This window comes from Paenarthrobacter sp. JL.01a (assembly GCF_025452095.1).
Taxonomy (GTDB): domain Bacteria; phylum Actinomycetota; class Actinomycetes; order Actinomycetales; family Micrococcaceae; genus Arthrobacter.
This window is the reverse complement of the sequence record NZ_CP104877.1, coordinates 4,159,802-4,182,573: the sequence shown is the minus strand read 5'-3', so window position 1 is coordinate 4,182,573 and position 22,772 is coordinate 4,159,802. Positions and strand designations below refer to the sequence as shown.

Below are 22,772 nucleotides of genomic sequence, written 5' to 3'. Positions count from 1 at the left end.
GATGTCTGAGAACTACACCGCTCTCTACGAGCAACACAAAAAGGCCGGCGCGTCCTTCACGGACTTCGGCGGCTGGCAGATGCCCCTCAAGTACGAGTCCGAGTTGGCTGAGCACCACGCGGTACGCCAGGCGGCCGGCTTGTTCGACCTCTCCCACATGGGCGAAGTCTGGGTGACCGGCCCCGAGGCAGCCGCCTTCCTGGACTACGCCCTGGTGGGCAAGCTGTCCGCGATCGCCGACGGCAAGGCGAAGTACTCGCTGATCTGCAACGCCGACGGCGGCATCATCGACGACCTCATCACGTACCGCCGCGCGGAGGACAATTTCCTCGTGGTACCGAATGCGGGCAATGCTGCGGTTGTCGCCTCGGAGTTGAAGAAGCGTGCGTCAGGATTCGATGTTGTTGTCGAGGACGCCTCCGCTGAGACCTCGCTCATCGCCGTCCAAGGCCCTCTTGCTGAAGCCATTCTGTTGCGCCTGGTCCCGGCGGAGCAGCACTCCCTGGTCACCGGGCTGAAGTACTACGCCGCTGTGGAGGTGACCATCAGCGGACAGGACCTGCTGCTGGCTCGCACGGGCTACACGGGCGAAGACGGGTTCGAGATTTACGTCCCGAACCCGGACGCTGCCTCGCTGTGGGAAGCGTTCCTTGAAGCCGGCGAAGGCCACGGGCTTATCCCGGCGGGCCTGGCCGCCCGCGACTCGCTTCGCCTCGAAGCCGGCATGCCGCTGTACGGAAACGAGCTCTCCCGGCACGTCAACGCCTACGCAGCCGGACTGGGCCCTGTGGTGGCGCTGTCCAAGGAGGGCGACTTTGTCGGCAAGGACGCGCTGGCCGCGATCAAAGCCGCAGGTGTTGGCTCCACGATCGGGCAGAAGCTGGTGGGCCTCAAGGGAGCCGGCCGTCGTGCAGCCCGCGGTCATTACTCGGTCCTCAAGGACGGTTCCCTGATCGGTGAGGTGACCTCGGGGCAGCCGAGCCCCACGCTCGGTTACCCGGTGGCCCTGGCGTATGTCGACGTCGAGCATTCCGCCGTTGGCACCGTGGTGGACGTCGACCTCCGAGGCAAAGCCGAACCGTTCGAAGTAGTTGCCCTGCCGTTCTACAAGCGTTCCAAGTAGTCACGAGAGAAGGAATTGACATGAGTAAAGTTGTTGCCGAGCTGAAGTACTCGGCTGAGCATGAATGGGTTGCCGTCGATGGTGGCGGCCCGGTGGGCATCGGCATCTCCGCCGTCGCCGCCGACGCCCTGGGTGACATCGTCTACGTGGACCTTCCCGAGGTTGGTTCCACGGTGACCGCGGGGGAGACCTGCGGCGAGGTGGAGTCCACCAAGTCCGTGTCCGACCTCTACTCACCAGTGACCGGTGAAGTGACCGAGATCAACGACGCCGTCGTCGCAGATCCGGCGCTCATCAACAACGACCCCTACGGTGCGGGCTGGCTCTTCAAAGTCGCTGCCACCGAAGAAGGCCCGCTCATGACGGCCGAGGAATACGCAGCAGCCAACGGAGGCGAACTGTGAACCCGGTATCCGTGAGCGAGTTCGAGCAGGTCGTGTCGCCGTCGCTGGACGCCCAGCTCTCGGAGCTCGACCCCGAGATCGCGGCAAAGATCGACGACGAGCTGGCTCGCCAGCGCGGTGGCCTGGAAATGATCGCCTCCGAGAACCACACCGCCGTGGCAGTGATGCAGGCCCAGGGTTCGGTACTGACCAACAAGTACGCCGAGGGCTACCCGGGCAAGCGCTACTACGGTGGCTGCGAGCACGTGGATGTCATCGAGCAGCTCGCGATCGACCGCATCAAGTCGCTCTTCGGAGCCGAATACGCCAACGTCCAGCCGCACTCCGGCGCACAGGCCAACGCCTCCGTGATGCACGCGCTCATCAAGCCGGGCGACACCATCATGGGCCTCAACCTGGCACATGGCGGCCACCTCACCCACGGCATGCGGATCAACTTCTCCGGCAAGCTGTACAACGTGGTTCCGTACGGCGTCCGGGAGGACACCCACACGGTGGACATGGCTGAGGTGGAACGCCTGGCTCAGGAACACAAGCCTGCTTTGATTGTGGCCGGCTGGTCCGCATACGCGCGGCAGCTGGACTTCGCCGAGTTCCGCCGGATCGCCGACTCCGTTGGCGCGTACCTGATGGTGGACATGGCACACTTCGCGGGTCTGGTCGCGGCCGGCCTGCACCCGTCGCCGGTTCCGCACGCCCACGTCACCACCTCCACCACGCACAAGACCCTTGCCGGTCCCCGTGGCGGAATCATCCTGTCCAACGACGCCGACATCGCCAAGAAGATCAACTCGGCGGTCTTCCCGGGGCAACAGGGTGGACCGCTGGAGCACGTGATTGCGGGCAAGGCCGTGGCATTCAAGATCGCCGCGTCCGAAGAATTCCGTGAGCGCCAGAGCCGGGTTTTGGCAGGTGCCCGCATCCTCGCCGAACGCCTGGTCCAGCCCGACGTCGCCGCGGCAGGCATCTCCGTGGTCAGCGGCGGCACCGACGTGCACCTGGTCCTGGTGGACCTGCGCAACTGCGAACTCGACGGCCAGCAAGCCGAAGACCGCCTGGCAGCGATCGACATCACCGTCAACCGCAACGCCGTCCCGTTCGACCCCCGCCCGCCGATGGTCACTTCCGGCCTGCGCATCGGCACGCCTGCCCTGGCGACGCGCGGTTTCGGCGAAGCGGCCTTCCGCGAGGTTGCGGACATCATCGCTGAAGCGTTGATTGCCGACGCCGGCACGGACCTCAGCGGACTGCGTCACCGCGTCGAGGCACTGGCTGAAGCGCACCCGCTCTACCCGGGAGTCGCAACCCTGGGATAGTCGCCAGGTTCGCCCGCGGGTGGTTGGGAAGGCGAACCGCGCATATTGATCTACCCGGGTGGGGCATTTGCTGGGAACGAATGCCTCACAGCAATACCGGGTTGGAGGTTCGCACTGGGACCTCCGGGGGCTGGGCCGCCTTGGCTCGGGATTGGCCCAGCCCCCACCTTTTTGTTTGTTCTTTACTCCTCCCTGAAAGGGATCACGGCTATGGCTGTTGGTGTTTTCGATCTGTTCTCCGTGGGTATTGGCCCGTCGAGCTCGCATACCGTGGGGCCGATGCGTGCCGGGGCGGTGTTTGCCCGGGAACTGCGTGAATCCGGCGTGCTGCCTGCCGTGGCGTCGTTGCGGGTGGATCTGTATGGTTCCTTGGCCGCGACGGGCAAAGGTCATGGCACGTTCACTGCCACGCTGCTGGGTCTGGAAGGCTACGAACCGGAGTTGATCCTGCCTGATGAGGTGGAGGAACGCCTCGCGTCGATCGAGGAAACCGGCAAGCTGAATCTCGCCGGAGAAGTCCTGCTGGAGTACGGCGTTGCGGATATGGTGTTGCATCCGTTGACGGTGTTGCCGCGGCATACGAATGGGATGAAGTTCGTGGTCTCTGATGCTGAGGGGGCGGTGCTGAGGGAGGCGACGTTTTTTTCGGTGGGTGGCGGGTTCATTGTGCGTGAGGGTGAGGAGAGCACGGCCCGGGCGGAGTTGGAGGAGTCCAAGGCGGAGTTGCCGTTGCCGTTCCGGACGGCGGCGGAGTTGTTGGGCCGGTGCTCATCCAAAGGCTTGGGCATCAGCGACATCATGTTGATCAATGAGCGGGCGTCCCGGTCGGAGGAAGAGATCCGGGAGGGTCTGCTGCATATTTGGTCGGTGATGGAGGCCTGTGTTGAAACGTCCCTGAAGCGTGAGGGGGTGCTGCCGGGCGGGTTGCGGGTCCGTCGTCGTGCTCCTGACTGGTTGGAGCGGCTCCTGAAGGAGGACAAGGACCGGAACGATCCGAAGTATTGGCAGGAGTGGGTGAACCTGATCGCGTTGGCGGTCAATGAGGAGAACGCTTCCGGGGGCCGGGTGGTGACGGCCCCGACCAATGGTGCGGCGGGCATCATCCCGGCTGTTCTTTACTATGCGTTGAATTACGCTCCGGGCATGGATCAGGCCACCCAGGCCGATAAGGACGATGTGGTGGTGCGGTTCTTGCTCGCCGCGGGCGCAGTGGGGGTTTTGTACAAGGAGCAGGCGTCGATTTCGGGTGCTGAGGTGGGGTGCCAGGGTGAGGTTGGTTCGGCGTCGTCGATGGCTGCTGCGGGGTTGGCTGAGGTGATGGGTGGTTCCCCGGCGCAGGTGGAGAACGCGGCGGAGATCGCGATGGAGCATAACCTGGGGCTCACGTGTGATCCGATTGGTGGGTTGGTGCAGATTCCGTGTATTGAGCGGAACGCGATTGCTGCGGCGAAGGCGATCAACGCGGCGAAGATGGCGTTGTGGGGTGATGGGACGCACCGGGTCTCGTTGGATGAGGTCATCGTGACCATGCGGGAAACGGGCAAGGACATGTCCCATAAGTACAAAGAAACAGCGATGGGCGGCCTCGCCGTCAACGTCGTCGAATGCTAGGCAAGGAAGCACCTCACATGACTCTCGCCCCTGAAGGCCGCAAGTTGCTGCGTGTTGAGCAGCGTAACTCGGCGGTTCCTGTTGAGCGTAAGCCTGAGTGGATCAAGGCCAAGGTCCAGATGGGTCCGGAGTTCGTCGGGTTGAAGAATCTGGTGAAGAAGGAAGGCCTGCACACGGTGTGTGAGGAGGCCGGGTGCCCGAACATTTTCGAGTGCTGGGAAGACAAGGAAGCGACGTTCCTGATCGGCGGGTCCGAATGCACCCGGCGCTGTGATTTCTGCCAGATCGATACCGGCAAGCCGTCCCCGCTGGACCGCTTCGAACCGACCAAGGTCGCCCGCTCCGTGCAGGCCATGCAGCTGCGCTACGCGACCGTTACCGGGGTGGCCCGTGACGACCTCGAAGACGAAGGCGTGTGGTTGTACGCCGAAACGGTCCGCAAAATCCATGAACTGAATCCCGGCACCGGGGTGGAGTTGCTGATCCCGGACTTCTCCGGCAAACCCGAACACATCGCCGCGATCTGCGACTCCAAACCCGAAGTGTTCGCCCACAACGTCGAGACCGTGCCGCGGATCTTCAAGCGGATCCGGCCCGCGTTCCGCTACGAGAGGTCCCTGGATGTCATCACCCAAGGCAGGGACCTGGGCATGGTGACCAAGTCCAACCTGATCCTGGGCATGGGCGAGACCCGCGAGGAAATCTCCGAAGCCCTGCGCGACCTGCACGCCGCCGGATGTGACCTGATCACGATCACCCAGTACCTGCGCCCGTCCGAACGGCACCTGCCCGTGGACCGCTGGGTCAAACCCCAGGAATTCGTGGACCTCCAGCACGAAGCCGAAGAGATCGGCTTCCTCGGCGTCATGTCCGGGCCCCTGGTCCGTTCCTCCTACCGCGCCGGCCGCCTCTGGGCCACCGCCATGCGCAAAAAGGGCTGGGACATCCCCGAAGCCCTCGCCCACATCGAGTCCTCCGGCACCACCCGCCAGGAAGCCTCCACCATCCTCGCCGCCCACCACTGAACCTGCGCTGCAGGGAATCCTGCGGGCGGTGGCCGGCCTGGCCAGAAAAGCAACTTTACGACGGCGGTCGGTCGCCTTAACACGGCGACCGACCGCCGTCGTGGTGTAAGACAGGGTGACAAAACCATCGAACACCAGCGCAAGTTTTGCTCAAGATGAGCACAATGTTCGCGCAGCGACGCGGGACTGACGAGCGGGGCCCACGCAGAGGTGGTGTCAACTCCATGGACACCGTTCGAGAAGGCGAGTACCGCCGGTCCCGCCATGGCAGGGATGACAGCAGCCTTACTAAGTAGTCCTGCCCGAGAAGGCGAGTACTCGCATCCCGCAGGTGGGTATGTGAGGGACGTTGTTCGAACGAAAAATTGAGGTATTCCGAATCGTAGCCATCGGACTTGCCATGCCTGAACCATTGGGTGCATCGCTTCATCCGCCAGCAACGGACGGATGCTGGGGGTTGCACAGCGGCTCCCCGGACCAGACCAACCAAGGAGTCACATCATGCGCAAGCTTTCCAAGAAGAGCCGGATCACCGCCGCGGTCGCAGGCGTCGCACTGGTAGCAGTGGGTGGCGGAGCCGCCTACGCCTACTGGACCACTACAGGCTCAGGCACCGGAACTGCGACCAACTCGGCCGGCGGCGGAACCGTCACCCTGCACGCCAACTTCGCGGGCGGCCTCGCTCCGGGAAACTCTGTCCCGGTGACGTACACCGCTGACAACTCCACCACCTCGGGCACTGTGGTCGGAGCCCTGACCGCCAGCGTGACCACCAATGTGGACGCTTGTCTGCCCGCCTGGTTTGCGGTCACTGCCGTCACGTCGAACAGCTCCGTGGCAGCAAACACCACCGGTACGCAGGTGGGCACCGGAACGCTGAAGTTCAACGACAGCACCACCGTCAACCAGGATGCCTGCAAGTCGGCCATCGTGACGGTCACCGTTGGCAGCGTCTAAAACCTCGACGCCGGGGTCCGCCTTGTGATGGCGGGCCCCGGCTCACCCCTTCCACCCTGCTTTCCCAACGCACCCAAGCCAACGTCCGAAAAGAGCTTCCATGGACCACCGCCCAGAGCGCACCGTACCGTTCCACCGAGGTGGAGTCATTCGTGCGTTGCTGCTGGCCTTGCTGGTGGCCGTCACGCCGGTTGCGGCCCTCGCCGCCAGCAACAGCCAGTCGGGCGGGCAGGGGAGCGCTGCGAAAGTACCGGCCGGAATCACTGTGGCGTTGTCGCCGTCGAGCCGAACGGTTGACCAGGGACAAGCCGCCACGTTCACGGTGTCCGCCACATCAACAGGTGGATTCGCCGGAACAGTAACGTTCACAGTTAGCGGGCTCCCGGGCGGGGCCACCGCGACCTTCGCGCCGGCGTCGGTCAACCTCACCTCCGGAGCCACCGCGCAGGCAAACCTGACTGTCGGCACTGCCACCACGACACCGGTCGCCAAGACCGATTTCACGGTCAAGGCGAGCAGCGGAACGGTCGTGTCCAACACGGCACCCGGCCAATTGCAGGTCCTTGAAGTCAAGAGGAATTTCGGCGTATCAGGGGCCGTGAACGGGTCGCTCGCCCCCGGTGTTTCGAGGTCACTGGAGCTGCAGATCTCCAACCCGGAGAAAAAGAGCATCGCCGTGACCAATCTTTCCGTCTCCATCAGCCAGGTGGTCCGCACCCAGGCGGCAATAGCGGCCAACCTTCCCTGCACCACGGCTGACTACAAACTCACCCAGTACTCCGGCGCGTACCCGTTGACTGTTGAACCGGGCAATCGGGGGCTTTCGGCCCTCGGCGTGCCGGAATCAAGCTGGCCCCGGATCACGATGCTGGACACTCCAAAACTCCAGGATGGCTGCAAAGGCGCCACCATCCAGCTCACGTACTCCGGCACGGGACAAGGCAACTGACATGAAGACCACAGTCCGGACACCGCGGATGGCCCCGACAGGCCGACTCGCACGAACCGCTGCAGCCACTGTTGCCCTGTTTGTGCTTGGTGGGGTTGGAACGGCCTACGCCTACTGGACCGCTACCGGCGTCGGGAGCGGATCCTCTACCAATGGCACGATGCAGAACGTTACGGTGAGCGCGCTGGTCACGGGGGACACCTTGCAAACCAGTTTGGTTCCCGGAGGAACCGCCGACGTCCTGGTGCGCGCCACGAACCCCAATCCCCATGCGGTCACGATCTACGGATTCACAGCCAATGGGCCTGTTTCTGTCGACGACGCCCACGCATCCTGCACCACCACCGGAGTAACTTTCACGCCCCCCGCCGCGCCGCTCAGCCCGCCCATCTCCATCGCGGCAAACAGCTCCATCCTGGTGACGTTGCAGGGTGCAGCAAGCATGGGTGCCGCATCGATGTCTGCCTGCCAAGGCGCCCAATTCGCCATCCCCGTGACGCTGGAGGTACGGAAGTGAGCAAGGACCGTCAGCCTTCGCGCATCACCATGGGGCGGTGGAACCGCTTCATGGTCATTGTCTTGGGCATGCTCCTCATCTCCTTTGCCGGCCCTGCGGCCAGCGCCTTCTGGGGTTCCGTCAGCAGCGGCTTCGGCGCCGCAAAGGCCGATTCCGTAGCGCAAGGGGCAAAGCCGACCACCATCGTGACCGGCACCACCGTGACGGTCAATTGGGCGGCCAGTACGACGGCGGCCGGCAAGTCAGTGACCGGCTACAGCATCGGCCGCTACAGTTCGCTCAGCGGCGGTACGCGGATGGCTGCCACAGGAACGTGCCAAGGTACGATTTCGGCTCTTTCCTGCACTGAGTCCAACGTCCCGGCCGGGACCTGGTACTACGCTGTGACGCCCATGTTGTCCCTCTGGCAGGGCGCCGAGAGCGTCCGTAGTGCGGGGACCACCCCCGTTACGGACACCACGCCACCCAACGCCCCGGTGGTCAGCGCCGTCACCGTGATCAATGCGGCCCTCGCGGACAAGGTTCCGGTGAGTGGCACCGCAGAGGCCAACTCGTCGGTCACCCTCACTGTTTCAGGTACGGGTGGCCAGCCGATATCGCAGACCTTGGCGGTGAATGGTTCAGGGAACTGGACGGCTTCGCCCGTTGATGTCAGGACCTTTGCCGACGGCACCATCAACTACTCGGCCAAAGCCACGGACGCGGCCGGAAACGTCAGCATCGCCGGAACGGCGACGTCGTCCAAGGATGCGACAGCCCCGACTGTGACAAACGTCCAGCTTGGCAATGGCACCGGCGGCACAGTGGGCAAGATCGACACGGGCGACACTGTGACCATCACATTCTCCGAGCCACTCACGGCCAGTACCATCTGCAGTACGTGGACCAGCAACACTGGCCAGACCCTGAGTGGTGACAGCCAAGTCAAGGTCAATATCTCGACGGGCAGCGTGATGACCTTGTCCACTCCCGGATGCGCATCCTCATCGGTCGGAAGCGTGACGCTTGGAGCCTCGTACAACAATGGCTCCACGGTCCTGACTTACTCGGGCGACTCCAAGCTGGTATGGAACCCGACGAGCAAGACGCTGACCGTCACCCTGGGATCAACTGTGACGGGAACTCCGAGCAACGCCAGCCGCAACCAGTTCCCAGCCGTTTACACTCCGGTTGGACAGCTGACTGACGTGGCGGCCAATCCGCTGGGTACCGGTCCGGTGTCAGGAACTCCGTCTCGCTTCTAGGTGACGTGGGGCACTATCTTCCCCATAAGCCGCAGTAGCCCAGCAGCCCGGGCGTAACCTTGAGAGCGGACGCCAGCGCCGCCGTCGTACGTTTGATCCTGCGACGAAAGGCGAGCCGCCCCTTGAAGGCTGTAGCGGAAATGTTCACGATGGGTCCTGGAAACAAGGACCACCATCCCGCCCTCCGCTGCGCAGTAGGTGTGTTCGTCCCGCTGATCACGCTGATGCTGATCGGCCGCCTGGACCTCGCAGTGTTTGCCTCGTTTGGTGCCTTTACGGGTATTTATGGGCGCAACGAACCCCATAGCGTCCGGTTCCGGAGTCAGTTGCGGGCCGGTGGCTTCATGCTTTTCGTCATTCTCCTGGCGACGTTGACCGCCCGGCTTGCTCATTCCTGGGGCATCGAAGGTGTGACGTATTCATGGCTTCTGACCGCTGCCACAACCCTGGTTGCGGGCGGGTGTTCGGTGGTGGTGGCTGCATGGCGTTTGCGGCCGGGCGGCTCGCTCTTTCACATCTTCGCCTTCGCCGCCATCGCCTCGATCCCGGCCCAGCCCCCGCTTGGGGAAGCCCTTCTGGTTGCTGTGGGGACCACGGTTCTTTGCCTTGCGATCGGCATGTCGGCCCGCGTGGTCAAGAGTCACAGAACTCCGTGGAAACGTCCGCCGCCGATTCGGCACATCCCCGCCGAGCGCAGGGCGATCTGGTTGGAAGGCGGCGGTTATCTGGTGGCTGCCGGCCTGGCGGGAACGATCGCGACGCTGGTGGGGGAGCGGCTCGGCTTCGGTCACACGTATTGGGCAATGGTTGCGGCGGTGGTTCCCCTGGTGGGCCACTCAACCCGGCACAGGGTCAGCCGCGGCATCCAAAGAATTGCGGGTACTGTGCTTGGGCTCGTGCTGCTGGCCGGCATTCTGTGGCTGAATCCCGCGCCGTGGGTCATGGTCCTGGTGATTGCGGTGTGCCAGTTTGGTGCGGAAATGTTCATCGCCCGCCAGTACCTCGTGGCGCAGGTGTTCGTGACGCCGCTGGCGTTGTTCGCCACGCTTCTGGCTGCTCCGGTGGATCCCGCTCTGTTGCTGCGCGACCGGATTGTCGAGACCGTCATTGGTGCCGCCGTCGGTGCGGCCGTGGTGGTGGCTCCGGCCCTCTGGCACCGTGCAGGAATTCGTCGCGCCGCCTCCTGACCGAGTTGCGTTGGTCACTCGACCAGCCATAAACCAATACATCGTCTAGTATTAATTGGTTAGACAAGCGAGATACATGTCTACCAAAGGACTGGTGATGACCGATATAAGTGAACGTCAGGGCTATTGGTACGGGCTGGAGAGCCGCAAGCAGATGGGCGCTGTGGACGTCCTGAATGCGCTCAGGGACTACCGGACCGCAGAAGCGGAGATGCGGCGCCGGACGCGCGCATCCATGGGAATGGGCGAAACCGACCTGCTGGCTTTGCGGTACCTTCTTGAAGCCCAGCGTGCCGGCCGCGAGGTCGGGCCTAAGGAGCTGGCTGTCCGGCTCGGCGTAACGTCCGCTTCGATGACTTCGCTTGTCGATCGTTTGGTGAGGTCGGGATACGTGGTCAGGGAGCCCCATCCGACCGACCGGCGCGCCCTCATTTTGCGCCCCACCCCCGGCTCGGACCAGGAGGTGCGCAGCACGCTGGGGGAGATGCATGCCCGAATGATGGACGCCGCTGAATCGCTGAGCGGCGAGGATGCTGCGGTGGTAGTGGAGTTCCTCCGGCGTATGAGAAAGGCGATCGACGGCATCGCTGCTGCATGACGGGAAGCGGGCCTGAGTGAGGAGGTCGGACTGGACATTATTCATAAGTACACATATAACTAGATAGCCAAGCTACTTACTAGTGAATGTGTGGAAGAACGATGACAGTTTCGCTGCGTGAACCAAGCTCCGCACCAGCGGCTGAAACCGCCGTGGAAGTTCTCACGGATCAACTGGTTCCCATGGGACCAGTGCACTGCGGGTCGCACATGGCTATCTCCGCCGGGCCGGCCTACGACGCAATGAAGTGGGTCTCGGTGGAACCCATCTGGCCGGAATGGGCCTGCGGATGCGGTTTCCGGATGGACATTGATGCCCTGGATCCCGTGAGCGCCGTATGGATCGCGGCACTTCGCAGGCAGAGCCTCCAGCACGAGCTGGCCATCTCCCAGAACACCCTTGCACTGGCCTTCAAGAAGGCCGTTGACGCCGGAGTCAACCCCCGTGCCCTTGCAGAGGTAGCAGGAGTCCCTGCTGCCGAAATCGAAACCCTCCTCGGATGACAACGCTCGACGTTGCGGCTGTCCGCGCTGATCGCGGGGCCGCGAGTCAAAGCGCTGTGCACCCGGAAGTGGTGTTGCAACGCGAAGCCGCGGCGCAGCCGGAAGTAGTGATTGCCGGCCGGTATCGCCTGACCGACCCCCTGGGTGGCGGCTCGGAAGCCTATGTCAAAGAGGCGCTCGACCTCCACACGGGCAATGCCGTGGCAATCAAGATCTTCCGGAACCCTGATCCCGTCAGCGATGTCCCCTTCCGCAGGGAAGTGGGTATCCATGGGCGCCTGCGACATAAGAACATCGTCCGGGTCCTCGATTCCGGCGCCACCGGGGAAGAGCACGGCGGGGGGAACCGCAACTTCCTGGTGATGGAGTTGGTGGAAGGAAAGGACCTGCGGAGCATCCTGCACCAGCAGCCGGCCTCGCCGCGTGAGACAGCGGAGTGGATGGGCGGCATTGCCCGGGCACTCGCCTACATCCACCGCAAGGGAATTGTTCACAACGACGTCAAGCCCGGCAACATCCTGGTGAACTTCGCGAGCGATCCGGGTGGCCCCGGCGTAGCGCAGTTGACCGACTTCGGCATCGCCATCACCGGTGGTCCTTCCACGGCGTCCTCGTCCTCCGGCACCCCGCATTACCTCAGCCCGGAAGAGGTCCGTGGCGGAACGTCCACAGCTGCCAGCGATATCTATTCGCTCGGTCTGGTCGCCCTCGAGTGCCTGACCGGGACGAAAGCATTTCCTGGCCCTCCCCTTGAGTCCATGGTTGCAAGGACCCTCGGGGAACCCCGAATTCCCGGCACGGTCCGGCGGCGCTGGTCCATGGTGCTTCATGCCATGACCGACCCTGAACCTGCCGGCAGGCCGTCTGCCAGCCAAGTTATCGGAATGTTCCGACGACTCAGCTGGTAGCCATCAATCAGGTCAAGGTCCGGCATGCATCTTCCTGCCGGACTGGGACCTCCCTAAGAAAGAGAGAATGGAAAATGGGCATCATCGGTTGGATTGTTTTGGGCTTGATTGCTGGAGCCATCGCCAAGGCCATCAAACCCGGTCGGCAGGGCGGTGGCTGGATCGCCACGCTGCTGCTCGGAATCGTCGGCGCCATCCTGGGCGGTTGGATCGGCAGCGCGCTCTTCAACGTCGGCATCAACCAGTTCTGGTCGCTTTCCACGTGGCTTCTTGCCATCGGTGGATCGTTGCTGGTCCTCATCGTCTGGGGACTGCTGACGCGCAAGAAGGCCTAGCTTTCCAGGAAGGCCCTGGCTCCGCGGTTTGCGCCGCGGACCAGGGCCTTTTCTTGCTTTCCGGGGGCTTTTTACGGTCACAAATACCCCGTAGGGAGACGACTGCGGGCTCCGTCGACAGTTTCGCTACGCTACTCGAAGTCACCACGCTTCCGCACGCCAAGGGTCCCCAATGACGCACTCTTCAGCCGACACATCTGCCGCCTCAGCACCTGAAACAGAGGGCCCTGAAACGACCCTGGCTTCTGAAACGACGCAGGCTTACGGCGCGGCCGGCACAGCATTGGGGGCGTTCGGCATGGCTGCGGCAGTGGGTCTGTTGTCCTTGGTTCTGCACTTCCTGGCGCAACAGCCATCCGGGGCGGTTTCGCCCCACTCTGTGCCCAACGACCCCCTGCTTTCCAGCCTGCGACGGATCCTCGGAGACATGACCGAACCCCTTTTCTATAAGTCGGAGGTGGCAGCACTCGGGCTGCTCGCCGGCGCCGCGTTGGCGTGGTGGATTGGCCGTTCGGGCAAGAGGTGGGCGGGCTCGCTGACCTATGACACCGGGCTCTGGCCCTGGGCGCTGGGCGCTGCCTCCCTGAGCCTGCTGCTGTCCAACCTCGCGTTCGGATGGATGCTCGACGGCGGCTGGCAGCCGACGTTCGTGCCTTTCGTTTGCGTCGCGCCCGCCATGGTCCTCCTCTACGGTGGGGGATGGCGCAGCTGTCTCACAGGGGCGGTACTGGGAGCCGGCATCGTGACGCCCTTGGCCTTGTTCTTCATCCCTGTTTTGTCCACCCCGTTGGGCTTGCCGCCTGTGGTCGGCTGCGTCCTGGCAATGGCGACTGGCTCGGCCATCGCCTTTTCGATTGCCCGGCACTTGCCCTGGCTTGCCCTGCGGAAAACGCAGCCAGCAACGGCAGGTGACCACCCGCCGTCGGACGCTGAACGACCTGTCCTCAATGACGCCGTCCGGGCAGCACGCCGCGTCCTCAAGGACTTCACGGAAACGCACTTTTTCGCCAATGAACTGGCCGCTCTGGGAGTGATCCTGGGTGTGTCCGCGGCATTCGTGATCGATCCCGGACTGCCGTCGTACGGTTCCGGGTTGCTGCCCCACATCCTGTTCGCGCAAGCCCTGACTTCAGCCGTGGGTGTCGTCCTGTGGCGGCGCTGGTACCGGGACGAGGGCTGGGCCGCGACGTACGCATCCGTGGTGTCGGTGGCCCCTGCTGCCGTCCTGGCCTCGGGAGGTTCGTGGACGGGGATCATCGGCGGAGCAGTGCTGGGGGCACTGCTCGCCCCGCCTATCGCCCGGGCGATCTCCTCGCGGCTACCGGCCGGATTCCACCCGGTGATCGGCAATACTGCCGCAATGGCTTTGTCGACGGCGGTTGCCTTGCCGGTGCTTGGGCTGCTGAACACCTGACATTCAATGCGGCGGACAGCGCTCTGGCGGCCCGTTCCCGGTGCAGTTCCAGGGCTCAAAATGGGTGTTTCACCTGGTGCTGATGGTGCTGCGGTTTTCTTGAGGTTTTCCTGAGGAAGTGTTGCGGGTTTGCAGGATTTGTTCTTGATCCAGGCCCGGCAAAGTAATTCCTGTCAGCCACACAGGCTGGAACAACAGGCCGGCCGGTCTCACGGTGGCCACAGGAAAGGAACACTGATCCCCATGGCCATCAGCCTCAAAACCACCACCGGAAAAATCCTCGCCTCCGTCGCACTGGTCGGCACCGCAGCCGCCGTCGCCGGCATGGGAACCTACGGCGCGTTCACCTCCTCCACCTCCGCCTCCCAAGCCGTCACCGCAGGCACCGTCACCATCGCCCTGGGCGCCCCCGGCCCCGCCAACACCCTCAACGTCCCCATCGCAGGACTGCTCCCCGGTGACAAAGTCGAAAAACTCGTCACCCTGGCCAACACCGGCAACTCCGACCTGAACAACGTCACCCTCACCACCTCCGCCGGAGCCACCGGATCCCTGCTCACCACCGACACCACCAACGGCCTGCAACTGACCATCGAAAACTGCAGTGTTGCCTGGACCGGTGCGGCAGCCCCCTACACCTGCGGCGGAACCAAAACCACCGTCCTGGCCTCGGCCCCGGTCATCACAGCGAACAAGGTCCTCAACAACCTCACCTCCCTGACCTCGACCAAGACCGACAACCTCAAAGTCACCACCGCGTTCCCCACCACCGCGGACAACACCTTCCAAGGCGCCACCTCCACCATCGCCTTCGCCTTCACCGGCACCCAACGCACCGAAACCACCAAATAACCACTGAGCCCCGCCGGGCCTGGTCGGGCGCCCCCCTGCCCGATCAGGTCCGCCGGTACGGCTTCCGCTATCCCAAAAGCAATCTCCACAGAACGAAAGGAACGCCAGGACATGAGCGCCATCGAGACCCTCAACGGACCAGCACTCCACGGCCGGCGTTCCGCTGCGAACGTTTCGGCTTCCAAGGCCACTGCCCGGAAAGGTACCGCCACCGCCGTGAGCGACACCGCCGTCGAAAGCCCCGCCGTCGAAAGCCCCGCCGTCGTAACCCCCCTCGAGACTGTCACCGAAGGCACCGAAGCCGCGGCAGCAAAAAGCCCCCTCCGCCGGGTTGCCGGTGCCGTGGCAAGGGTCATCGGAGTGGGTTTGCTGGTCCTGGGCGCGCTGGTGTTCCTGTTTCTGGCCATCGGGCCCCGTGTCCTGGGCTACCAGACCTCCACCATGCTGACAGGATCAATGTCTCCCCTGATCAATCCGGGAGACGTGGTGGTGACCGTTCCGACGCCGATCCAGGATGTCAAAGCAGGCGACATCATCACGTACCACATCCCGGTGGAGGACCAGCGGGTGGAAACCCACCGCATCGTCGAGATCACGACCACCGCAGACGGTGGTGTCGCCGTGCAGACCAAGGGCGACGCCAACAACGGCCTCGATCCCTGGATCGCCACGCTTCAGGGCAAGACCGTCGACAAGCAGGTCGCGACCATCCCCTACGTGGGCAACGCCATTCGCGCCCTCCGTGAACCGATGGTGCTGAACACCCTGATGTATGGCGCGCCGGCCCTTTTGGTGATCGGAATGCTGGCTTCCATCTGGACCAAAGACCCCAGCAAGACGGCGCCGGAAGGCGCTGCACAGACCCAGGCAGCAAGCGGTGAGTGACCGTCCGGCACCCGCCCCCGGCTCCAATCCGCTGGAACCGCGCAGGCTGCAGGCGCTGGCCGACGAGTTGGGAGACTCCCGGCTGGCGCTGCGTTTCTTCTCCACTTATCTTGCGATGCTGCCCGGGCGGCTCCACAAGTTGTCCAATGGCCTGGGACGGCACGACCTCGACGCCAGCATGGACGCGGTTCTCAGCCTCAAGATTTCCTCAGCCATGGTGGGTGCCGTGGAAACGGAAACCCAGTGCCGGGCCATCGAAATGATGATCCGGGAGGACCACTTCGAAACGGCAGTAGAGGCACTCCCGGAGCTGAGGAAGTCTACCGACCGGTGTTTTGCCGCCGGGCCGCAGCTTCTGGGGACGGGCAGGGATACCTCCTGCCGGAGTCCCCGGAACGCTGCTAGCGGTCAGCCCTGACAGCTTCCTCGGTGTTCTTGACCTCGTGCGGGACCAGGAAGAGAGCGGCAACAGCCAGCACACCCGCCGCGGCGAACACGTAGAAACCGGCGGGGTAGGCGATATTGGCCGCAACCAGGGTTCCCGTCACGGCCGGGCCGACGATGGCGCCGAGCCGGCCGACTCCGGCGGCGAAACCAAGTGCGGTTCCGCGGAGCGTCGAGGGGAACAGCTGGCTCACCCACGCGTACACCAGCACCTGGGAGCTGAAGACGAAAATACCCGTCACGAAAACGGCGGCATTGAGCAGGAACTCGTTCTGGATCTTCACGCTCAGGATGGCAAGGAATACAGCCGAGAGCCCGAACCACATCAGTACGATCTTCTTGGTGCCGTGCTTGTCGGCCAGGACGCCAGCCAGGAACAGTCCCGCAACAGCCCCAAGGTTCAGGACCAGCAAGAGCGTCAGCCCCGTGCTCACGGGGTATCCGGCGGCGGCCATCAGCTGGGGCAGCCACGTGTTGAGACCGTAAACCAGCAGCAATCCCATGAACGACGCCACACCGATGCCCAGTGCCACCACCGGATACGGCTTCTGGAGCAGGTCACGGAAACCGGTTCTGGGTGCTGCTTTGACGGACTGTGCGACTTTGGTGGAACGCTCGACGACGGCCACCGGCTTGGGTTCCCGCCCCGCCGTCGTTGACGCTGCTTCGGGCAGTGACTCGGGCAACTTGGCCCAGAGGAAGGGCAAGAGCACCAAGCCCGCAACGCCGCCAATGATGAACATGAGGCGCCAGTTCGGCACGATGATGATGGCCAGAAGGGCTGTGGCGACGGCGCCGACGTGATATCCGGTCATGGTCCTGGTGGTGGATTTTCCGGCCGTGCCTGTCGGGGCGTAGTCGTTCATGTAGGCCAGGGCCGCGGGAAGGCAGGCGCCAAGGCCAAGACCGGCCAGAAGACGCAATGCAGAGAACACGGCGACGTTAGGCGCAAAAGCCACTCCGATAGTGAAGATCGAGAAGCCTGCCACGCAGGCGATCAGCAGCTTGCGGCGACCGAACTTGTCCGAAAGCGGTGCGATGAAGAGTGCGCCCAAGCCGACACCAACCAAGGAGATGGTGGCAGCGAAGGTGGCTCCCACAGCGTCAAAGCCAAGCTCGCCGGTCTTGATCAGCGTGGGGATGACGGTTCCCAGGACCACAAGGTCGAAACCGTCCAGGACCATGGCCAGCCAACAAAGCCAGACAGGCCATTGGGAGCGGCGGGCAGATGACATCGTTGGCATAGCGTCCTCATTATTGGGGTGCCGGTCACCTGAACGACCGGTCGGTTACGAGATTTGTATCACTGCTCCTTGTAACGCCGCACACGTTCTACCATTGAATGGAATCCTGGCTGTTTGGCGTCTGGATCCTGAGTGAGGGCCTCATCGTTCGACGCCCTTGAGTGTGTTTCATGCGTCAATGATGCGCGTGCAGGAAGGTGGCGAACTGTGGCCAACTCAACGTCCGGCGACTCCGTGGTGGAGCGGGTGGTCAGGGTCATCTCCGCATTCCCGGAAGGTGCGACTTCGCTGCAGCTGAGCGAGCTCGCCGAGCGGGCTGGCCTGCCGTTGTCCTCCGCCCACCGGTTGGTGCGCCAGCTTGCAGAGCAGGGGCTGCTGGATCTTGGGGCGGGCGGAACCGTGCGCCTCGGGCTGCGCCTCTGGGAACTCGTCAACCGGAATTCACCGACACTGGAACTGCGCCAGGCAGCGATGCCGTTCATGGAAGACATCCAGCAGGTACTGAACCAAAACGTCAATCTGGCGGTACTCGAAGGCTGGGAAGCCCTCTTTGTGGAGCGACTTTCCCGGCGGGGCTCCGTGGCCAACCGTGCCAAGGTCGCAGGGAGGATGCCTGTCCACATCTCCTCGGCCGGGCTTGCGTTGATGTCCAACCAGTCCCGCGAACTGCAGGCGGAGTACCTCAAACAATTCCGCGACCCTGCCGGAAAGGTTACTGCCGACGTCGTTCGTCATCTCCTGGCCGAAGCCGCCCAGCAAGGCTATTCGCAGTTGGCGGGCGTGGTGGATCCGGACACCTGGGGGATCGCGGTTCCGGTCATGGACGCCAGGCGCAGAACGGTGGCCGCGCTGGGAGTGGTGGTACCCCTTGCTGAGATGCGTCTGCAGGCGTTGGTGCCCGCTTTGCAGACCGCGGCGCGGGGCATCGGCCGTCAGCTGGGAAGTAGTCACGACTTCCGTTCAATGGAATTGGTGTAATGCCACTCACTTCCCGGAAGGCACACTGATTCCAAGCTCAAACCCGTTCAGCAGAGGACGGGAACCGCAACGAAGCGAGGAATCATGGCACGCACACCGATCACCACACAGGTCGCCATTATGGGCGGAGGCCCGGCCGGGCTCATGCTCTCCCATCTCTTGGCCAAGCAAGGAATCGAATCCGTGGTGGTGGAGATCCGCAGCCGCAAGGACATCCAGGAAACGGTCCGTGCCGGAATTCTGGAGCACGGTACTGTGAACCTCCTGGTGGACTCGGGTGTGTCCGACCGGGTTCTGCGCGAAGGCGACCGCCACGATGGCATCGAACTGCGCTTCAACGGCGAGAGCCACCGCATCAACTTCAAGGAACTTGTTGGTGAGTCCGTGTGGTTGTACCCGCAGACGGATGTGTTCATGGACTTGGCTGCCCGCCGGGAGGCCGACGGCGGCGACGTCCGTTACAGTGTTTCGGATACTACCGTCCACGACCTCGAAGGCAAGCCGAAGGTTTGGTTCACCGATTCGGAGGGCCAGGAGTTCGAGATCCAGGCCGACTTCCTCGTGGGGGCCGACGGATCGCGCAGCCACTGCCGCTTCCAAATTCCCGAGGCCAACCGCAAGTGGTACTTCCACGAATACCCCTTCGCCTGGTTCGGCATCCTGGCAGAAGCCCCGCGTAGCTCCGATGAATTGATCTACGCAAATTCCAAAGATGGATTCGCCTTGATCAGCCAACGCACCGAGACGGTCCAGCGCATGTACTTCCAGTGCGACCCCAAGGAGAATCCGGCTGACTGGGACGACCAACGCATCTGGTCTGAATTCCGCAAGCGCGTCAACGGCAACGGCTTTGAGCTCAAGGAAGGGCCGGTCCTTGAAAAGATGGTCCTTCCTTTCCGCAGCTTCGTTCACACCCCGATGCGGCACGGCAACCTCTTCCTTGCCGGCGACGCCGCGCACACGGTTCCTCCAACAGGGGCCAAGGGCCTGAACCTGGCCATCCATGACGTCAAGGTACTGTTCGAAGGCCTCGACTCCTTCTACTCCAACGGTTCCACGGCCCTTCTGGATTCGTACAGCGACCGCGCCTTGGAGCGGGTCTGGAAGGCACAGCACTTCTCATATTGGATGACGTCCATGCTGCACACCGTCCCGGGAGCCGATGACTTCGACCGTGCCCGCCAACTCGGCGAGCTGCACTCAGTGGTCACCTCCGAGCACGCCAAGGCTTACCTTGCGGAGTCGTACACAGGGTGGCCGACGTCGCGTTGATTCTGGCGCGTTGATCCGGCGCATTGTCTATTTGGGCGCTCCATGCTGCCTGCGCCCCTGCCCGGCTCGTCGTACCGCATGATCCGGCCGTGCGCTGATGCCTGTTCCTGCTCTTGTTTATGTTCGTTGTGGTGTGTGGTGGTGGTTGCGGCGGGGTGTTTGGTGGGGGTCGATGTGGGGTGGGGGGATGAACCGGGGTGTGCCGGTGTCGATGGTGATGCGCCATTGTTCTTTGTGGATGAGGTGGTGGTGGTGGGAGCAGAGGAGGGTGCCGTTTTCTGTTCCTGTGGTGCCGCCGTGTGACCAGTAGGTGATGTGGTGGGTTTCGCACCAGGGTGCGGGCATGGTGCAGTCGGGGAAGGCGCAGCCTTGGTCGCGGGCGGTGATGGCTTTGCGGATGTGGGGTGGGAAGAGGCGGGTGGCGCGGCCGATGTCGAGGATTTGGGAGTCGGTGCCGAGCAGGACGGGGATGATGTCGGCGTCGCAGGCGATTTTGCGGATGGTGTTTGGGTGCAGGGGGCCGGTGAACGTCGCTGTCCCGGTGCTGATGCCGGGGTTGCTTGGTGAGCCGGTGTGGTTGTAGCGCTCGATGGTGTTGAGGAGGTCGCGGTGGTCGATGGTGACGGTGAGTTGGGGTCGGAGTCCGCCGTTGGTGGGTAGTTTTCCGGTGGTCATGGCCACGGCGCAGGCTCCGACGAGTCCGTCGAGGAGTTTCTGGGCCCGGGAGCGCCGGTCCAGTACCGGACCGTGGTTGGCTTCGGGGGCAGTGTCTGGGTCTGCTGTGCCGGTGCTGGTGCCGGGTTCTGTGGTGTCGGCCCCTGTGGTGGTGAGTCGGGGGTTGGTGGCGGTGTTCATGGCGGTGGTGAGGGTTTCGTATTGTTCGGCGGTGGCGAAGATTTCGAGGTGGTGGAGTCCGTAGCGGCGTCGGCGTCGCAGGAATGCGCCTTGGGTGTGGCGGAGGGCTTCTTCGGAGGGTTCGGGGCCGTCTTGGTCGATGCGATCGGTCCAGCGTCGGGTCATGGTGGTGACGAAGTCGGGGTCGGATTGGGTGGCTGTGCGGGTCAGGGCCTGTTCCATCCGGGTGATGGTGTCCTGGTCGGTGAGGTGTTGGATCTTCTCCAGGGCGGTGGCGATGATCGTGGCGGACCGGGAGGGTATCTGGGCTAAGGCGAGGGCTTGGGCGAGGTGTTCGCGCCGGGCGGGGACCTGTTGGCCGGTCATTCCGGTCCCGGGCAGGGCATCTGCTGAGAGAGCGAGCCTGCGCCGGGCTTCGCCGATGCCGATCCGCAACCGTGCCCGAAGGAACTCCGCCGCGTTCCGGTACCCGTCATCAAGAACACTGCCCGCACTAGCGCCAGCACCAGCACCCACGCCCGCCGCAAGGCCTGCACCTGCACCCAATCCGGATCCTGTTCCGACCACGGCACCCCGCCCGGGGGCGGTGGCCGATTCTGTCGCGGAATCCGTGGCGCGTTCGGCGGGTTCGGCCCAACCGGTCAGCCACGGGATTCCGGTCTTTTCCGGCGCGGCCGCCGCCGAGACCTTCCGGGGCTGTGCCAGTGATCGTTGCGCCTGTTGTTCCTGGTTCCGGGTCCGTTCCACGGCTTGGGCCGCAACGATCTGCACGTAATCCAGCGTCCGGGCCAGGTCCTCGACCCTGCCGGCGAAATCCGCCGCCTCCACAAACCCAAACAACAGCGCATCCGCCGCAGCAGAACCACGCAGACCGGCCAACGCCTCCGACGCATCATCAAGGAAAGAGACCGAATCCAAGGCAGACCCGCCGGGTGTCACGCTGCTGGCATCCCCGTCACCAAGCCGGGGCAGAACACGAGCACATAGTGGAAAATCCGCAGGCAGGAAGCCCGCAGAGTCATGGTCGGGCGCGAGCGGAATGGGGGAAGCCGTCTTAGGTTCCTGAAGCTGCCTCATCGACGGCGCTCCTCCTGGATCCGGAGACGTCGTCCCAAGTCCACCAAGCCGCGCAACCCCATCCATGGATCAAGCCTGTCACCGCAGCAAAAACCCCAGAAGCCCCCGCCCACCGTATGTGGACAAACCAACCTATGTGGACAAGCGGCGGCCCCCCAACGGCGGCAGGCCGCCGTCGTGCGTTGCTCGCCAGAGGCGCGGAGACTTACGGCGCCTGCGAAGCCGCCGCCGCTGGTTCGAGGCCGGCGAGGGTGAGGGGATGGGCCGGTGGATCGGGGAAAGCGACGCGGGACGTGACCTCCAGATCCGGTCCGACATGCACCAATTCGCCGGACGCCAGGGGTCGCCAGCCCGGGTTGTCGTCCATGGGTTCGGTGGCAAAGAGGACATGCGCGGACTGGGAGAGCTCGGCGCTGCGGGAGCGGATCCGTTCACTTCGCGCATCGAGCGGACTGGCTTGGGCGGGGCGCCGTTCCAGCATGAACAGATCGTGAGTGGCTGGGTACCTGAGAGCCCACATGTCGGTGGCTGTCGTCAGGATGAAATTGAGGCTGAACACCGGCAGTTCGTCGGCGATCCAACTGACGGCCCCCAATATTCCGGCGCGGACATCCCCACCTGCGGCCCGGGTCTCCGCCGTGATCAGCGCAAAAAGACGCTCGCTGTCCGACTGGCCCCGCACCAGGTCCATGGCCCCGCGCTCAACCAGCTGCGCATCAAGCTTTTCCAGGCCCCGGAGCACCCCGTTGTGGGCGAATAGCCGGCCGTCCTGCTCGAAGGGGTGCGTGTTGACCATGGTGAGGGCCCCGGTGCTGGCGTAACGGACGTGCGCCAGGAAGGTGGTGCTTTTCAGGTCGCGGGCCTCGCGGGCGAAGGCGTGGTCTTCCCATGCGGCCAGCGGTTGCTTGGCCACATGAGGATTCCCCGCGGCATCGAAAGTCCCTATCCCTGCACCATCAGGTTCCCGCCGGCTCTGGACCGAGAGGCTGTCCGGCGCGTTCAACAACCAGAACGTTGCCCGCACTGGTTCGGCACCGGCATGCAGCCCGAAGAGTCGGCACATTGCGGCCTCCT

At 63.9% G+C, this 22,772-nt stretch carries 23 protein-coding genes; 20 read left to right on the top strand and 3 right to left on the bottom strand.

Annotated features, from left to right (window positions below; translation table 11 throughout):
- The first annotated feature begins 1 nt into the window (after window position 1).
- The 18 genes from gcvT (at window position 2) to N5P29_RS19815 (ending at window position 16,246) form a co-directional block, all read left to right on the top strand.
- Complete coding sequence (gcvT, locus tag N5P29_RS19900; RefSeq protein ID WP_262276495.1) at window positions 2–1,123, top strand: glycine cleavage system aminomethyltransferase GcvT; 1,122 nt, start codon at window positions 2–4, stop codon at window positions 1,121–1,123.
- Between the two features lie 20 nt (window positions 1,124–1,143).
- Window positions 1,144–1,527 (top strand): glycine cleavage system protein GcvH, encoded by a 384-nt coding sequence (gene gcvH, locus N5P29_RS19895; RefSeq protein ID WP_262276494.1) that lies wholly within the window; start codon window positions 1,144–1,146, stop codon window positions 1,525–1,527.
- A complete protein-coding gene (glyA, locus tag N5P29_RS19890; RefSeq protein WP_315973365.1) occupies window positions 1,524–2,843 on the top strand; it encodes a serine hydroxymethyltransferase in 1,320 nt (439 codons plus the stop codon). Before gcvH ends, glyA begins: the two co-directional genes overlap by 4 nt.
- Before the next feature lie 210 nt (window positions 2,844–3,053).
- The gene (locus tag N5P29_RS19885) at window positions 3,054–4,454 is read left to right on the top strand and encodes an L-serine ammonia-lyase (protein ID WP_262276493.1); all 1,401 of its coding nucleotides are present in this window, start codon (window positions 3,054–3,056) and stop codon (window positions 4,452–4,454) included.
- 17 nt (window positions 4,455–4,471) lie between these two features.
- Window positions 4,472–5,479 (top strand): lipoyl synthase, encoded by a 1,008-nt coding sequence (gene lipA / locus N5P29_RS19880; protein WP_262276492.1) that lies wholly within the window; start codon window positions 4,472–4,474, stop codon window positions 5,477–5,479.
- Between the two features lie 501 nt (window positions 5,480–5,980).
- Complete coding sequence (locus tag N5P29_RS19875) at window positions 5,981–6,436, top strand: hypothetical protein (RefSeq protein WP_262276491.1); 456 nt, start codon at window positions 5,981–5,983, stop codon at window positions 6,434–6,436.
- Between the two features lie 100 nt (window positions 6,437–6,536).
- The gene (locus N5P29_RS19870) at window positions 6,537–7,385 is read left to right on the top strand and encodes a COG1470 family protein (protein WP_262276490.1); all 849 of its coding nucleotides are present in this window, start codon (window positions 6,537–6,539) and stop codon (window positions 7,383–7,385) included.
- A 1-nt stretch (window position 7,386) separates the two neighbouring features.
- A complete protein-coding gene (locus N5P29_RS19865; protein WP_262276489.1) occupies window positions 7,387–7,902 on the top strand; it encodes a hypothetical protein in 516 nt (171 codons plus the stop codon).
- Entirely contained in the window at window positions 7,899–9,146 is a 1,248-nt protein-coding gene (locus N5P29_RS19860) for an Ig-like domain-containing protein (RefSeq protein ID WP_262276488.1), read from the top strand. Before N5P29_RS19865 ends, N5P29_RS19860 begins: the two co-directional genes overlap by 4 nt.
- Before the next feature lie 122 nt (window positions 9,147–9,268).
- Window positions 9,269–10,333, top strand: coding sequence for an FUSC family protein (locus N5P29_RS19855; protein WP_262276487.1), 1,065 nt, complete (start codon window positions 9,269–9,271; stop codon window positions 10,331–10,333).
- A 76-nt stretch (window positions 10,334–10,409) separates the two neighbouring features.
- On the top strand, window positions 10,410–10,931 hold the full coding sequence (locus tag N5P29_RS19850; protein ID WP_262276486.1) for a MarR family winged helix-turn-helix transcriptional regulator: 522 nt from the start codon (window positions 10,410–10,412) through the stop codon (window positions 10,929–10,931).
- A gap of 101 nt (window positions 10,932–11,032) precedes the next feature.
- Complete coding sequence (locus N5P29_RS19845; protein WP_262276485.1) at window positions 11,033–11,434, top strand: hypothetical protein; 402 nt, start codon at window positions 11,033–11,035, stop codon at window positions 11,432–11,434.
- Window positions 11,431–12,342 (top strand): serine/threonine-protein kinase, encoded by a 912-nt coding sequence (locus tag N5P29_RS19840; protein WP_262276484.1) that lies wholly within the window; start codon window positions 11,431–11,433, stop codon window positions 12,340–12,342. Before N5P29_RS19845 ends, N5P29_RS19840 begins: the two co-directional genes overlap by 4 nt.
- 74 nt (window positions 12,343–12,416) lie before the next feature.
- Window positions 12,417–12,677 (top strand): GlsB/YeaQ/YmgE family stress response membrane protein, encoded by a 261-nt coding sequence (locus N5P29_RS19835; RefSeq protein ID WP_262276483.1) that lies wholly within the window; start codon window positions 12,417–12,419, stop codon window positions 12,675–12,677.
- 172 nt (window positions 12,678–12,849) lie between these two features.
- Window positions 12,850–14,091, top strand: coding sequence for a hypothetical protein (locus tag N5P29_RS19830; RefSeq protein WP_262276482.1), 1,242 nt, complete (start codon window positions 12,850–12,852; stop codon window positions 14,089–14,091).
- Window positions 14,092–14,334: 243 nt separating this feature from the next.
- Window positions 14,335–14,943: a TasA family protein gene (locus N5P29_RS19825; RefSeq protein ID WP_262276481.1), complete on the top strand. Its 609-nt coding sequence runs from the start codon at window positions 14,335–14,337 to the stop codon at window positions 14,941–14,943.
- Window positions 14,944–15,054: 111 nt separating this feature from the next.
- Complete coding sequence (locus N5P29_RS19820) at window positions 15,055–15,828, top strand: signal peptidase I (protein WP_262276480.1); 774 nt, start codon at window positions 15,055–15,057, stop codon at window positions 15,826–15,828.
- Window positions 15,821–16,246 (top strand): Hpt domain-containing protein, encoded by a 426-nt coding sequence (locus tag N5P29_RS19815; protein WP_262276479.1) that lies wholly within the window; start codon window positions 15,821–15,823, stop codon window positions 16,244–16,246. Before N5P29_RS19820 ends, N5P29_RS19815 begins: the two co-directional genes overlap by 8 nt.
- Here the strand turns inward: N5P29_RS19815 and N5P29_RS19810 are convergent.
- Window positions 16,230–17,516 carry an MFS transporter gene (locus N5P29_RS19810; protein WP_410007887.1) on the bottom strand — a complete coding sequence of 429 codons (1,287 nt, stop codon included), beginning with the start codon at window positions 17,514–17,516 and terminating at the stop codon, window positions 16,230–16,232. The genes N5P29_RS19815 and N5P29_RS19810 overlap by 17 nt on opposite strands.
- 207 nt (window positions 17,517–17,723) lie before the next feature.
- Between N5P29_RS19810 and N5P29_RS19805 the strand changes: the two genes are divergently transcribed.
- Together N5P29_RS19805 and N5P29_RS19800 are read left to right on the top strand one after the other, a co-directional pair.
- A complete protein-coding gene (locus N5P29_RS19805) occupies window positions 17,724–18,494 on the top strand; it encodes an IclR family transcriptional regulator (protein ID WP_262276478.1) in 771 nt (256 codons plus the stop codon).
- Between the two features lie 84 nt (window positions 18,495–18,578).
- The gene (locus N5P29_RS19800; protein WP_262276477.1) at window positions 18,579–19,766 is read left to right on the top strand and encodes a 4-hydroxybenzoate 3-monooxygenase; all 1,188 of its coding nucleotides are present in this window, start codon (window positions 18,579–18,581) and stop codon (window positions 19,764–19,766) included.
- 117 nt (window positions 19,767–19,883) lie between these two features.
- Here N5P29_RS19800 and N5P29_RS19795 read toward each other — a convergent pair whose 3' ends face one another.
- Together N5P29_RS19795 and N5P29_RS19790 are read right to left on the bottom strand one after the other, a co-directional pair.
- Entirely contained in the window at window positions 19,884–21,698 is a 1,815-nt protein-coding gene (locus tag N5P29_RS19795; protein ID WP_410007886.1) for an HNH endonuclease signature motif containing protein, read from the bottom strand.
- Window positions 21,699–21,903: 205 nt separating this feature from the next.
- On the bottom strand, window positions 21,904–22,761 hold the full coding sequence (locus N5P29_RS19790) for a class II glutamine amidotransferase (RefSeq protein WP_262276475.1): 858 nt from the start codon (window positions 22,759–22,761) through the stop codon (window positions 21,904–21,906).
- Window positions 22,762–22,772 lie beyond the last annotated feature (11 nt).